Raw genomic sequence first — 12,981 nt, 5'->3', positions numbered from 1 at the left:
CTTGGCCAGCTTGAAAGAGTCGTCCAGCGCATTGGTGATCGGCCCATCCTTCGAATGTTATTCGGCGGCGTTGTTTGCATCGTTTCGGTGATCTTCCACGCTTCGACGTTGTCAACAATGCTTGTCAGCATTTCAGAGGGCCTGATTTTGCCTATGCTTCGGGAGATATGAACGAACGGCTCATCAGACGGACATGGTAGCGGGCCCGTCCAGTCCACATTTATGCTGTTGGAATCCGCACTTAGCGGTATTCAGTCCGTGATTATGGGGCGGGCAGGGCGCACCGCTCTTCTGGTGCCACGCGTCCGGAGTTAAGCGGACTACTCCAAGCCTATGTGCCGCTCTAAATCATGTCAAAACGATGCTGAGGCATCAGAATATTGATTTCATACATCAATAAGAACATTATTGATCTCAGATATCAGAGGCTGGGTAAGATACGCGATGGTTGAATCGTGATTACTGCCGCTCAGATCCGGGCTGCCCGCGCCCTCCTCGGCATCGACCAGCGCCAGCTGGCCGAATTAGCGGGAATTTCGGTTCCGACAATCCAGCGAATGGAGGCGAGCGCCGATGTGGTGCGCGGCAATGTCGACTCCCTGATGCGTCTGCTGGACGCACTGGAAAGCGCCGGTATTGAGGTGATCAACGAGGGGGATGCCAGCGCGGATGGAGGGCGAGGGGTCAGGCTCAAGGCGAAACTCAAGCGCTCCGAGAGCGGAACGACGGAACCATCAGAGCCCTTTCCTGCAGCGAGGGATGCCCCGTGACACCGCTTTCCGTCCTGCTGTCATGCGTGGCCGCGTTGCTGGGGACGGCGGTGCTGGCGGTGCCGATCGCCCGTTCGGCCCGGTCCACGCCTGTCGTCTACGGCGCAAGCCTGGCTTGCTCCGCCGTCGCGTTTGTTATCGCGCTCGCACATCTTGCCACGGCTCTTCCTACCGCTGAGGTGCCGGCGCTTGCCCTTCCTCTCGGCCTGCCATGGCTGGGAAGCCATTTCCGACTCGACGCGCTTGCCGCCTTCTTCCTGACGGTCGTCAATCTCGGCGGCGTCCTCGCGGCGCTTTACGCCCTTGGCTACGGCCGTCACGAACTCGCGCCGCATCGGGTCCTGCCGTTCTTCCCGGCCTTCCTCGCTGGCATGAATCTCGTCGTTCTAGCGGACGATGCCTTCACCTTCCTCATCTCCTGGGAGTTCATGTCGCTTGCATCCTGGGTGCTGGTGATGGCGCACCACCGCGACGCTGACAACCGGAAGGCAGGCTATGTCTATATCGTCATGGCAAGCTTCGGCACGCTTTCCCTGCTGCTTGCCTTCGGTCTCCTTGCCGGGCTCGACGGCAATTATGGTTTCGCCGCCATGCGGGGGGGCGCACACACACCCTTTATCGCCGGTCTCGTGCTCATATTGCTGCTGCTCGGCGCCGGTTCCAAGGCTGGTCTCCTGCCGCTGCATGTCTGGCTACCGCTGGCGCATCCCGCCGCTCCGAGCCATGTCTCCGCCCTCATGAGCGGCGTCATGACCAAGGTCGCGGTCTATGGTTTCGTCCGGGTGGTCTTCGACCTCATCGGCATGCCGACCTGGTGGTCGGGCTTCGTCGTCCTGATTATCGGCAGCGTAAGCGCGGTCCTCGGCATATTGCAGGCGCTGATGGAGAGCAATCTCAAGCGGCTGCTTGCCTATAGCACGATCGAGAATATCGGTGTGATCTTCGTCAGCCTCGGCCTGGCGCTTGCCTTCGAGGCGAACGGCATGGGGCTGGCTGCGGCGCTGGCGCTGACGGCCGCTTTATTCCATGTGCTTAACCACTCCTTCTTCAAGAGTCTGCTTTTCTTCGTCGCCGGCGCGGTGCTGACGGCGACTGGCGAGCGCGACATGGACAAGCTCGGCGGCCTCATCCATCACATGCCGGTCACCAGCATCGCGTTCCTCGTCGGCTGCGTCGCGATTTCTGCACTGCCGCCATTCAACGGCTTCGCTTCCGAGTGGTTGGTGTTCCAGGCCATCCTGCAAAGTCCTGCTCTGCCGCAATGGGGCCTGAAGATCCTGGTGCCGGCGGTGGGCGGCTTGCTCGCCTTGTCGGCGGCCCTCGCCGCCGCCTGTTTCGTCAAGGTGTTCGGCGTGACCTTTCTCGGTCGCCCCCGCACCGCCGCAGCTGAAAGAGCAATGGAGGTCGACCGCTTCTCGCTGGCGGCGATGTCCGTGCTAGCGGCGCTGTGCCTTCTCGCTGGTATCCTGCCGGGGATCGTCATCGATAGCCTTGCCCCGGTGGTGCAGTCGCTGATCGGCGACCGGATGCCGGTGCAGGCGGATATCCCATGGCTGTCGATCGTGCCGATCGCCGAAAGCCGCAGTTCCTACAACGGGCTTCTGGTTTTTCTATTTACCCTCTTCTCGGCATCGCTGACGGCCTATCTCATCCACCGCTTCGCCTCGCGGGCGCTGCGCCGGGTGCCTGCCTGGGATTGCGGCTTTCCGGAGATCAGTCCGGCAACGCAGTATACGGCCGGCAGCTTCGCCCAACCCATTCGGCGCGTTTTCGGGACATTGGTTTTCCGCGCCCGCGAGAGGGTCGACATGCCGGCGCCCGGTGATCTCCGTCCGGCACGCCTGGTCGTCGAAACACATGATTTGATCTGGGAAGGACTCTACCTGCCGATTGTCGGCGCCGTCGGCTTGGCCACCGAAAAGCTCAATCGCCTGCAATTCCTGACGATCCGGCGCTATCTGAGCCTGGTCTTCCTCGCGCTCGTCTTTCTGCTTCTGGTTCTGGCGCTATGGTCGTGATCTCCGCTCTTTTCGTTCAGGCCTTCCAGATGGCGCTGGTCGTGCTGGTCGCACCGCTCCTGACCGGGTTCATCCGGCTGATCAAGGCGCGATTGCTACGCCGGCGGGGGCCTTCGATCATCCAGCCCTACCGCGACATTTTGCGGCTGTTGCGCAAGGAGGTGGTGCTGGCCGAGAATGCGTCATGGCTGTTCAGAGTGACGCCCTATCTGATCTTTGCCGTGACCTGGGTCGCGGCAGCTATCGTCCCCACTTTCGCCACCGGCCTCATCTTCAGCTGGACGGCGGACCTGATCGCCATCATCGCTCTGCTCGGCAGCGCACGTTTCTTTCTGGCGCTCGCCGGCATGGACGTGGGCACCAGCTTCGGTGGCATCGGATCGAGCCGCGAAGCGATGATCGCAACGCTCGCAGAGCCGTCGACGCTGCTGATCATCTTCACGCTTGCGCTCATCGCCGGCTCGACTCAGCTTTCAACAATCGCCGCCTTCATGACCTCCCCGCAGGTCGGTCTGCGCGTATCCCTGGCAATCGCCCTTATCGCCCTTATCATGGTTGCGATCGCCGAAAACGGCCGCATCCCCGTTGACAACCCCGCAACCCATCTGGAGTTGACCATGGTGCATGAAGCCATGGTGCTCGAATATTCCGGACGGCACCTGGCGATGATCGAGCTCGCGGCATTCCTCAAGCTGCTGCTCTACATGTCCCTGATAGCCTGCATGTTCGTTCCGTGGAAACTCGCCGTACTGGGGGAAGGCCTTGCCGCCTATGTGATCGGCATGCTCGCCTATCTCATCAAGCTTGCTGTCGGCGGCGCTCTCCTTGCCTTGTTCGAGACCGCGACCGCCAAGATGCGAGTCTTCCGGGTACCCGAATTCCTGGGTGCGGCGCTGATGCTCGGTCTGCTCGCCACGTTGCTGCGCTTCGTTTCGAGGAGTCTGTGATGGACGGACCGGTCTTCGACATCGCTCATATGTTCGCCGGCGGTCTGGTCCTGGTCAGCATGATGATGCTCTATCAGGACCGCCTCTATGCGCTGCTCAACGTGTTCGCGCTACATTCGTTGGTATTGACCTTGTCGGTGGCTTGGCAAGCCTTTGTCCAGGACGCTCCGCATCTTTATATAACGGCGGCGATCGCCCTCGTCTTCAAAGCCATCATCATCCCCGTGGTGCTCCACCGCATGATCCGTCAGCTCGGCATACACCGGGAGATCGAGACCGTCGTAGGCATCGGTCCCACCATGCTTGCCGGCATCGGCCTTGTTGCCCTGGCGACGGCGGTGATGCTGCGGGTGACGCCGAAGGCGAACCCGCTGGCGCGCGAGGATCTCGCCTTCGCGCTGTCGGTCCTGCTGCTGGGATTGCTCGTAATGATCACCCGCCGCAACGCTGTAAGCCAGGTCGTAGGCTTCATGTCGCTCGAAAACGGGCTAGTGCTTGCCGCGACCGGCGCTAAGGGCATGCCGCTGGTCGTCGAGATCAGCGTCGCCTTCTCGATCCTGATCGCCTTCATCGTCATCGGCATTTTCCTGTTTCGCATTCGCGAACGCTTTGACACGGTCGACGTCCGCGCGCTCGACGATTTCAAGGGGAGGCGGCGGAAATGAATGCGTACTTCTCCGCCTTTGACGCGGTGATGGCCATTCTTCTGATACCGATCGCCGCGGCGGCACTTCTGGCACTTCTAGCCGGCTATCTGGTGACGGCGAGGCTGAATGTGTTCGCCAGCCTCCTGACCCTGCTTGCCGCCCTTTCTCTGTTCGTGACAGAGCGGCCGGCTCCCGGGCAATATGTCCTCGTCGATGACCTCAACATCGTCTTCATCGTCCTCAACACCTTCGTCGGCTTCACCACCAGCGTATTCAGCGCCAGCTACATTGCCCACGAATTGGAGACGGGACGGCTGACACCCGCAAACGTTCGTTTCTACCACGCCATGTATCAGATCATGATGTTCGGCATGAATCTCGCATTCGTCTCGAACAATATAGGCGTGACGTGGGTGGCGGTCGAACTGGCGACGCTGACGACCGTGGTGATGGTCGGTCTCTATCGCACGCATGAAGCGCTCGAGGCGGCCTGGAAATATTTCATTTTGGGAAGCGTCGGCATTGCATTTGCGCTTTTCGGTACCATTCTCGTCTACCTGGCGGCGCAGCCGGTCGTCGGTGAAGGCGATGACGCCATGGTCTGGACCATCCTGATTGATCACGCTGCCACTTTCGATCCGTCGCTTCTCAACGTCGCCTTCGTCTTTCTGCTGCTCGGCTACGGCACAAAGGTCGGTCTTGCACCGCTGCATGCCTGGCTGCCGGACGCGCATGCCGAGGGGCCGACGCCGATCTCCGCCGTTCTTTCCGGCCTGCTCTTGAATGTCGCGCTTTACGTGGTCCTGCGTTTCAAGATGCTGCTGTCGGCCAATCCCGAGGCTCTTGCCCCCGGACCGCTGATGATGACAATGGGGATCGCCTCGCTGATCTTCGCGGCCTTGATGCTTTACCGCCGCCGCGATATCAAGCGCCTGTTCGCCTACTCCTCGATCGAGCACATGGGCATCATCGTCTTTGCCTTCGGCCTGGGTGGGCCGATCGCCAATTTCGCCGGGCTGCTGCATATGGTCATGCATTCGCTGACCAAGTCGGCGATCTTCTTCGCTGTCGGCCACATCGCCCAGGTCAAGGGAACGCAAAGGCTTTCCGCCATCCGCGGCCTGACGGAAACGCATCCGGGGCTCGGCTGGGGCCTGCTGGCCGGCGTCGTCGCCATCGCCGGACTGCCGCCAGCCGGAATATTCATGAGCGAATTCCTGATCGTTAGTTCGGCTTTTTCAAAACAACCGCTGCTTGCCATTCCGCTGGTCTTCGGATTGCTTGTCGCTTTTGGCGCGCTGCTGCTGCGGCTGACGGGCGCCGTCTTCGGTCAGCCGCGCGGCAGCATGGCACCCGCTGAGGCATCCTATATGCCGATGTACACTCATCTCGCATTGGTGCTTGCCGCCGGCATCTACTTGCCGCCACCGCTGGTCGCCTGGTTCCAGCATATCGCCAACGTTCTTCGATGACGCGGGAGGAACTATGCTGGTGCTAAGCGATCTCATTGAGAGCAGCAGTCCGGTTCGACATCATGGTCCGTGGCCGCGGGTCCTCGCCGATCCGGCGCTATGGGCCTCGGCCAGTCTGGCGGTTTCGGAAGGAGGTCTGACCCTGCTCGGCCTTTGGGGCGAGAAGAGCGCCCTCCACATGGCTCTGCTAGACGAACCGGCCGCTACGATCGCTGTCCTCAGCCTGGAGAGGTTGGACGATGGCGGCTATCCTTCCGTCGCGCGGCTTCACCCACCGGCGCTGCGGTTGGAGCGGGCGATCCGCGACCTGACCGGTCTCGAACCACGAGATCTGCCGGACGAACGGCCATGGCTCGATCACGGCCGCTGGGATCTGTGTCATCCGCTCGGAGAGCATGGCGTTCCGCCACGCGAGGTCGCTCCCTACGGCTTCCTGCGTGCCGAGGGTGAAAGCTTGCATCAGATTCCTGTCGGCCCCGTGCATGCCGGCATCATCGAGCCCGGACATTTCCGATTCACAGCCAACGGCGAAACGGTCGTTCGTCTCGAGGAACGGCTCGGTTATGTCCACAAGGGGATCGAGTCGCTAATGGCAGGGGCGGACCTGATACGCGGAGCGCAACTTGCCGGGCGAACATCCGGCGACAGCACAGTTGCCTACACCTATGCCTTCGCGCAGGCGGCGGAGACGGCGCTCGGCCTCGAAATCCCGCCCCGCGCCGTCTGGCTGCGCGCGCTGATGGCTGAACTGGAGCGGCTCGCCAACCATCTCGGCGATATCGGCGCCATCTGCAACGACGCCGCATTTCCGTTGATGCACGCCCATTGCGGCGTGTTGCGCGAACTCGTGCTACGCGCCGCCGCCGCCGCCTTCGGCCACCGCTTGATGCGTGATTGTATCCTGCCCGGCGGCACTGCGGTTAATCTCAGTGAAGATGGACAGGTTGGCCTGAAGACCCTGCTTTATGAAATCCACCGGAAATTGCCGGCCTTGGTGGAGCTCTACGACAATACTGCCTCCCTTCAGGACCGAACGGTCGGCACCGGCAGGTTGCGCCCAGAGCTTGCCCGCCAATATGGCGCCGGCGGCTATATCGGGCGCGCCTCCGGTCGCGGTTTCGACGCCCGGGATGCGTTTCGTTACCCGCCCTATGACCAGCTTTCCTTCGAGGTTCCGGTGCTGAGCGAAGGCGACGTCAACGCCCGCGTCTGGATTCGCATTCGGGAAGTCGAGCAGAGCCTGTCACTGATCGGACAGATCCTCGACCGGTTGCCGGACGGTGCGATCCTGAAGGATATCCCATTCGTCAGTGAGAGCCGGGAAGGCATGGCTCTGGTCGAGAGCTTTCGCGGCGACGTGCTGGTCTGGCTGCGGCTGAACCGGGAGGGCGGGATCGAACGCTGCCATTTGCGCGATCCATCCTGGTTTCAATGGCCGCTGCTGGAGGCGGCAATCGAAGGCAATATCGTCGCAGACTTCCCGCTCTGCAACAAGTCGTTCAACTGTTCCTATTCCGGTCATGATCTGTGAAGGCAGCCGTCATGCGCAAGCTCCTCTTCGAAAGTCTCATCCGGCCGCCACTGGCTGAACCCACACCGCCGGTTTCCGACGCTGCGATGACGGAGCTCGCCGTCGCCATCGAAAGGAGCGCGCGCCGGCGGCTTGGACGCAGCCTGTCGATCCGCGCCGTCGACGCCGGGTCGTGCAACGGCTGCGAGCTGGAAATGCACGCCCTTAGCAATGCTTTCTACGATATCGAACGTTTCGGCCTTCGTTTTGTCGCCTCGCCGCGGCATGCTGATGTGTTGCTGGTTACCGGCCCAGTGACCCGGAACATGGCGCAAGCCCTCGAACGGACCTATAATGCCACCCCCGATCCCAAATGGGTAGTTGCCTTGGGCGGCTGCGCGCGCGACGGAGGCTGCTTCGCGGGCAGCTATGCGGTAATCGGCGGGGTTTCCAAGGTCGTGCCCGTCGATCTGCATATTCTGGGATGTCCTCCTTCGCCGACGGATATCCTCAGGGGGCTTCTCGGGCTGCTTGAGGACGTGAGCGAGGAGGGCCGTGTTTCGTGATGGGCGGCTTCAATGGTTCGAGTTCTCCAGGCTGGACTTATCGCAATAGGCACGCTGATCACGGCAACCCTCAGGTTCTTTGTCGTTGTCCGATACTGGATCGTCCCAGGTCGGCCGCCGCCACGCCGTCGGCGCAACAAAGAGCCAGGCCGCTCTTACGCGGATCCGAAAACGCGTATCGCGATAGACGCCGTCGAGAAGGTGTTTGTTCGGGACTTCAAGTGGTCTTTCCGCAGGCTGCCGGCTTCGAAGATCGGTATCGATGCACGGGCCGAGATTCTTGATGGCGGTAGGCCGAAAGGAAAGTTTCTGCCGCTCCAAATCAGATCGATACCATCGTGGGAGGAAACCGGTGACGGTTACATCCATCGCGGCGAAAGCAGTCACCTAGACTACTGGGCGAAGCACTCGTTGCATGTCTATGTCGTCATCGTCGATGCTCAGACCGGGATGATGCGATGGCAGAGAGCCGAGAAGGGAAATTGTGAGGAAACCGAGACGGAATGGTCGATTGTAATTCCGGCGGCGAACCTATTGGACGCCACCGCCAGGCTCTGTTTTGATGAGGCCATAGCCTCTGATCCGGAGACCCTGCTGCGCTCTGCCTTTGCGCTTGATCGTGAACTTATGGAAGAGGTTCAGGATCAAACAACTTATTTCGTGTGGGACGAGTGGGGTGATACAACCGCGATCTTTTGCAATCTGCGCATCTATATCGGCGAAGGGAAGAGGGAGGAGCCGGATGTGCAGATTGATTATCATCTTCGTGCAAACAATCTTCACGAAATCATGATCCGGCTTTTTCCTTGGGCAGCCTACTCCTATGCCGAGCCGATAAAGGAATATTCCGGAGAAGTTGCTGTGCACGTTCTCGACGTGAAACTTCGACCCGAGGCTGAGGCGTACCTCGAGTTCGAGGACTTCCTGGAAGCGGGTTACCCAGATGAAGAAATGCCATGGGCTCCGGAATCCGAGGGCTATGTCACTGCGGAAGAGGAAGAGGCGTTCTGGCGGAGCCGGGGCGTCTCTCGTGGGCATCGCGATCGAGAGAAATAACAACACCGCGCAGATCGCGGGCTTTTCAGAGTGGCGGGAGGTGGGTCGCCGAGCAAGCTCGATTATGTCGGCAAAATGTCGGCCTGGCTGAACACGGAAGCCAATAAGCCGCGCAAGCAGAGCTGTCGTACCGCGCCCTTGGATTCGGACAATGTCGAGCCGTCAGAGAGATTTCCGCGAACACCCTTTGAAGATGCATTGTTCATTGAAATAAAGCCGCCTTTCGGCGGCTCAGGCTAAGCCAGCTCTGGATCACGACCACTGGCAGCAGGCTGCAAGCGCCGGCAAGCGTCCAACCGGCCTTGCCGATGGGCGCGATCGCCAGCGGCCCTGCAAGAAAAGGTGCGTTCACCCCCGCAAAGAGCAAACCAAGACAAAGTACGACTGCCAGCCAGATGAAGCGGTTTTCGGTCACGGTATTGCGCCAGAACCCGCTGCCGCGGCTGCGCATGTTGAGGACATGCCAGAGCTGGGCAAGCGCGATGGTGATGAAGGAAACCGTCGTTGCTTCTGTGGCAGAGGAGCCAAGCCACATTACGGAGACAACCAGGGACAGGAGCGTGGCGGCCGAAATAGCAGCGCCGAAGAGCCCAATGGAGATCCACTGTGCGGCCGAAAGAATAGCCTCCTTGGGCGGTCGGGGTGGGCGGGCGAGCACGTTACCTTCGCCCTCGCCGGTCGCGAGCGCAAAGGCGGGAAAGACGTCGGTCACCAAGTTAAGGAAGAGGATTTGCAGAGGGAGCAGAGGCAGGGGCAGCCCGGCGAAGATCGCAAGGCTGACCACGAGCACCTCGGCGAGATTGCAGGAGAGCAGATACGTCGCGAAGCGGCGAATGTTGTTGAAGATGACCCTGCCTTCGCGAACCGCATGCAGGATCGTCGGGAAAGCATCGTCCAGAAGCACCATATCGGCCGCCTCGCGCGCCACATCGGTGCCGCGTTGCCCCATGGCAACGCCGATATCGGCCTTCATAAGTGCGGGCGCATCATTTATGCCATCGCCCGTCATGGCGACCACCTCACCTTCGCGCTGGAAGACGGCGATCAGCTCAAGCTTCTGTGCGGGGCTGACGCGCGCGAAGACTTGCTGGCGAACAATTGCACGACGTTGTACATCATCTGAATCGGCAATAGAGGACAGCTCAGCGCCAGTCATCACCGTCGCCCCCGGCTCTGTCATTCCGACAGCGCGTGAGATGCTGAGGGCAGTGCTTGGATGGTCGCCCGTTGCCATAACCACACGGATACCGGCATTGCGCAATGCCGCTATAGTCGCAGCGATATCGTGCCGCGGCGGATCGCGAAAGGCGACAAGACCGAAGAAGATTAGCCTATCCACGATCGGCTGATGCTTGCTGGCTTCGGGATGAACCGCAACGGCAAGGACTCGCAGCCCTTCCGCCGCAAGTCGCTCGGCGTGAGCGAGCCAGGCGGCCCGCTTCGTTTCGTCAAGCGGCTCTTCCTTCGCGCCGATGCGGTCGGCCGCTTTGAGCAATTCCTCCGGTGCGCCTTTCACTGCGGCAAAATGGCGATCGCCGTGGCGGTGCACGGTTGCCATGCGCTTGCTTGCCGCACTGAAGGGATGTTCGGCCACCTCCGGATAAACATTAATCTGCTGCTGGCGTTCGAGTCCGGCAAAGCTGCCGGCGCGCAAAAGCGCCACCTCCATGGGATCGCCAGTGCCCGATCCGGCATGCCGGTCGTAGTCTGCATTTGAGCAGAGGACGCCGATAAGCAGCGCCCGCATTAATTCCGGGTCAGAGACGGGATCAACGGCGAGGCCTTCCCTCAGGATGGTCGCGCGCCGGTGATCGACCGAGAAATCGCCCGAAGGCGTCAGGATTCGCTCGACCTCCATCCGGTTCTCGGTGAGCGTGCCCGTCTTGTCCGTAATGATGAGCGTCGTGGAACCGAGCGTTTCCACCGCGGCCAGGTTCTCGACCAGCGCATGGTGCCTGGCCATCCGCAGCATGCCACGCGCAAGTGCCAGCGTGGCGACAATAGGCAGACCTTCAGGAATCGCCGCCACGGCAAGCGCAATTGCGGTCTCCACCATCAGAACGGTTGGTCTTCCAGAAGAGAGTCCTATCGCCGTAATGGCCGTGGCAAGCGCGAGGGTCGCCCAGACAAGCTGCCGCGACAACAACGCGAGTTGCTTCTCCAGCGGCGATTCCCCGCTTTCGGCCTCTTCCACAAGCTTGGTAATCCGGCCAAGTTCGGTTGTGAGCCCGGTGCCGGTAACGATACCTTCGCCACTGCCACGCACGACATAGGTGCCCTTGAACAACATAGCGCTTCGATCGTGCAGTTCGGCCGTTTCCGGATTCGGCTCTGTACCTTTCTCGACTGGCAAGGATTCCCCGGTGAGAGGCGACTCATCGGCACATACGGCGGCGGAGCTGAAGCAGCGCATGTCTGCTGAAACTACATCACCCGCGTCGAAAAGAACCACATCGCCCGGGACGAGCTGGCTGGCTGGAATCTGCTGGGCGCGACCCTCCCGGCGCACACGCGCGCTACGGCCGCCAAGCTGCCGTAAGGCCTCCATGGAACGGACCGCCCGCCGCTCAGTATAGTATCCTATGGCCGTATTGATCATCAGCACCGCAGCGATTGCCGCGGCCTGCTGATACTCGCCAAAAAATAGTGAAAGCCCCATCGCGGCAGCCAAAAGAGCCACGACGGGACTGGCAAACTGCCGCACGAGCAACTGGAGATCGGATACAGGATATCGCATTGTGAGGAGGTTTAGACCGAAACGCTTAGTCCGCTCTTCGATCGCCTGTTGGCTGAGCCCGACGGCGGGATCGACAGCAAGAACAGCGGCAACGCGCCCAACCGGCAACGCATGAGGGTGAAGTATCGGAGCGGGGGGCGGAAGTTCACCGGGCTGCACGTCAAATTCCCTTCCCGTGTGCGCTGACTCGATATTTCAGCCGATTTTGACGTGGTCTTCCGTTCAGCGATGTTTGAATAGCGCTCATCAGTGGGATATCAGAACGGGTAAAAGAGGCTTGTCCAGGACCGCCTCGGTGGCCCCGCCGAGTACGAAGTCCCGCAATCTCGAGTGCCCAAATCCTCCCATCACCAGCATATCGGCGTTTTGTTCGAGCGCCTCGTGTTGAATGCTCTCGCCAATGGAAGACGAAGTAAATCGGGACACCGTTGCGTGAGCATCGACGCCGCTGGAAACCAAGACTTCAGCAAGGCGTGTTCCGCTTGCTTCCGAAAGCGGCTTTTCGCCAATCAAGGACAATACCGAAACGCGGCGGGCCTTGCGAATAAGTGGGCCAGCATCGCCCACTGCGCGAGCAGCGGCCCGGCTTCCGTCCCAAGCAATGACCACATGCTCAATTGACCCTGCAAAGGTCTTGCTGGGAAGGATGACAGCTGGCCGACCAGAGCCGAAAATCACCGCCTCGGCTATGAAGCGCGTATCCGGAACATCGGCGATGCGTTCGAGAACAGCCAGATCGAAGAAACGTGCTTCCGCGGACGCCGTGTCGTGTAATCGAGGCAAGGCGACTTTGACCTCTCGCGTGAATACCTGAATTTTGGCGTTTGCGCCCAGGTTTGTAGCGGCCGCGATGAGTGTTGCGGCGCGATCGCGACTCAAGGCCTCTGCGTTCTCGATCATCTCCGAGGTATCAAGTAGGAAGGAAGACCATGCCCCCGGGATGTGCGGGATCTCGACGCTTATTGCGCAAACGTGGAGGCTTGCGCCGCAGTGTTCGGCGAAAGCCAAGGCGTTTGAAATGATCAATCCTGAGCTTGAATGCGGATACGTCGCCACCGGAAGAAGGTACTGTGCCGTCATGTCTTACTCCACTACTCGCCGATTGCTGCTATTCATGTTTCCCCTCAGGGCAGCTCAAGCATTGATGTAGCGCAAATGCGCACATCAATGCGCCTACTCGGTACGGTCCTTCTTATGCGGTCAGCCGATCTTGGCTATTATTCGCCGTTGAGACAGATCAATGCGACATCTGATGGAC

The 12,981-nt window shown here is 60.6% G+C and carries 10 protein-coding genes; 8 read left to right on the top strand and 2 right to left on the bottom strand.

Annotated features, from left to right (window positions below; genetic code table 11):
- Positions 1-455: 455 nt before the first annotated feature.
- From HGP14_RS32205 to HGP14_RS32170, 8 genes are read left to right on the top strand one after another with little or no spacing between them, the layout of a single operon-like run.
- On the top strand, positions 456-770 hold the full coding sequence (locus HGP14_RS32205) for a helix-turn-helix domain-containing protein (protein WP_168833881.1): 315 nt from the start codon (positions 456-458) through the stop codon (positions 768-770).
- Positions 767-2,788: a hydrogenase 4 subunit B gene (gene hyfB, locus HGP14_RS32200; RefSeq protein ID WP_168833880.1), complete on the top strand. Its 2,022-nt coding sequence runs from the start codon at positions 767-769 to the stop codon at positions 2,786-2,788. The genes HGP14_RS32205 and hyfB overlap by 4 nt, the downstream gene beginning before the upstream one ends.
- Complete coding sequence (locus tag HGP14_RS32195) at positions 2,779-3,735, top strand: respiratory chain complex I subunit 1 family protein (RefSeq protein WP_168833879.1); 957 nt, start codon at positions 2,779-2,781, stop codon at positions 3,733-3,735. The genes hyfB and HGP14_RS32195 overlap by 10 nt, the downstream gene beginning before the upstream one ends.
- Complete coding sequence (locus HGP14_RS32190) at positions 3,735-4,400, top strand: hydrogenase-4 component E (protein ID WP_168833878.1); 666 nt, start codon at positions 3,735-3,737, stop codon at positions 4,398-4,400. The genes HGP14_RS32195 and HGP14_RS32190 overlap by 1 nt, the downstream gene beginning before the upstream one ends.
- Entirely contained in the window at positions 4,397-5,854 is a 1,458-nt protein-coding gene (locus HGP14_RS32185; RefSeq protein ID WP_168833877.1) for a hydrogenase 4 subunit F, read from the top strand. Before HGP14_RS32190 ends, HGP14_RS32185 begins: the two co-directional genes overlap by 4 nt.
- Positions 5,855-5,867: 13 nt before the next feature.
- Positions 5,868-7,385 (top strand): NADH-quinone oxidoreductase subunit C, encoded by a 1,518-nt coding sequence (locus tag HGP14_RS32180; protein WP_168833876.1) that lies wholly within the window; start codon positions 5,868-5,870, stop codon positions 7,383-7,385.
- 11 nt (positions 7,386-7,396) lie between these two features.
- Positions 7,397-7,930, top strand: coding sequence for an NADH-quinone oxidoreductase subunit B family protein (locus HGP14_RS32175; protein WP_168833875.1), 534 nt, complete (start codon positions 7,397-7,399; stop codon positions 7,928-7,930).
- Positions 7,931-7,942: 12 nt separating this feature from the next.
- Positions 7,943-8,986 (top strand): DUF4365 domain-containing protein, encoded by a 1,044-nt coding sequence (locus tag HGP14_RS32170; protein ID WP_168833874.1) that lies wholly within the window; start codon positions 7,943-7,945, stop codon positions 8,984-8,986.
- Between the two features lie 202 nt (positions 8,987-9,188).
- Here HGP14_RS32170 and HGP14_RS32165 read toward each other — a convergent pair whose 3' ends face one another.
- Both HGP14_RS32165 and HGP14_RS32160 read right to left on the bottom strand, forming a co-directional pair.
- Positions 9,189-11,882: a cation-translocating P-type ATPase gene (locus tag HGP14_RS32165; protein ID WP_168833873.1), complete on the bottom strand. Its 2,694-nt coding sequence runs from the start codon at positions 11,880-11,882 to the stop codon at positions 9,189-9,191.
- Positions 11,883-11,969: 87 nt separating this feature from the next.
- Entirely contained in the window at positions 11,970-12,803 is an 834-nt protein-coding gene (locus HGP14_RS32160) for a universal stress protein (RefSeq protein WP_168833872.1), read from the bottom strand.
- Between the last annotated feature and the right edge of the window lie 178 nt (positions 12,804-12,981).

It is taken from the genome of Rhizobium sp. P32RR-XVIII (genome assembly GCF_012641395.1).
In the GTDB taxonomy this organism is placed as follows: domain Bacteria; phylum Pseudomonadota; class Alphaproteobacteria; order Rhizobiales; family Rhizobiaceae; genus Rhizobium.
This window is presented reverse-complemented; position numbering and strand designations above follow the sequence as displayed.